Origin of the sequence: Kitasatospora sp. LaBMicrA B282 (assembly GCF_050325825.1) — a bacterium.
Taxonomy (GTDB): Bacteria; Actinomycetota; Actinomycetes; order Streptomycetales; family Streptomycetaceae; genus Kitasatospora.
Map to the genome: position 1 here is coordinate 1 of NZ_JBNQTI010000383.1, position 762 is coordinate 762.

Consider the following 762-nt stretch of genomic DNA (forward strand, 5'->3'; position numbering starts at 1 on the left):
CGCGCTCTGGGCGGCGACGAACCGCAGCAGTTCGACACCAAGGAGCAGTTGCTGCTCGCGGCGCTCACCCGCCTGGCGGTACGGATGGGCCAGCGGACGGCGGACGAGGCGGTGGCGGTGCTGGTGCCGCAGCCGGCCAGCGCGAGGGCGCTGAGCAGGCCGAGCGGCAGGGCGAGCAGTCGCGCGGCGGTGCGGCTGGTGGGGCGGGCCGTGGGGCGGGTGGTGCCGGTGGTGCGGTTCACGAGCGTCAGATCCTGTCCCAGGTGCGGTTGGTCAGGTTGTAGGTGGAGGCGATCGGGTTCCACTTCGCCACGAAGTCCTGCTTCGCCTGCGTCGCTTGCGGGTTGAGTGCGTCGGCCTTCTGCTTGTCGGCGGTGGTCGGCGCGGTCTTGCTGCTGCCGCAGCCCTGGGTGGCGACCGTGCGGGCCCAGGCCGCGTACGAGCGGTCGATGCCGGCCGAGTCCTGCCAGGCCGTCTTCAGGGTGGCGGCGGCGTCGGCGCCACCGGGCAGGTCGGCCAGGTTGAGCTTGGCCAGCTCGCCGAGCAGTGCGTCGCGCTGCTGGGCGGCGGAGTCGAAGGTCTGCGCGGCGCTGGTGATGTCGGCCGCCGCCGGGCAGCTGTCCACCTGGGCGACCGCGCTGCCGATCGGGGCCTTGGCGCTCTCTCCGCGGGCCAGCAGGCCGTCCAGCGCCTGCGCCTCGGCCTGCGCGTTCGGGCCGGCCGAGCTGCTCGCCGACGCGCTGGCCGAGGCGCTGGCGCCGC

1 protein-coding gene and 1 pseudogene are annotated in these 762 nt (G+C 74.9%); both read right to left on the reverse strand.

All coding sequences use genetic code 11. From position 1 onward, the window contains the following. Window positions 1-242 (reverse strand): hypothetical protein (locus ACQRUO_RS39575; protein WP_428321021.1); only part of this gene is annotated, 242 nt, incomplete at its 3' end. Window positions 243-247: 5 nt separating this feature from the next. Beyond that, window positions 248-762: pseudogene (locus ACQRUO_RS39580) on the reverse strand (hypothetical protein); the annotation flags it as partial.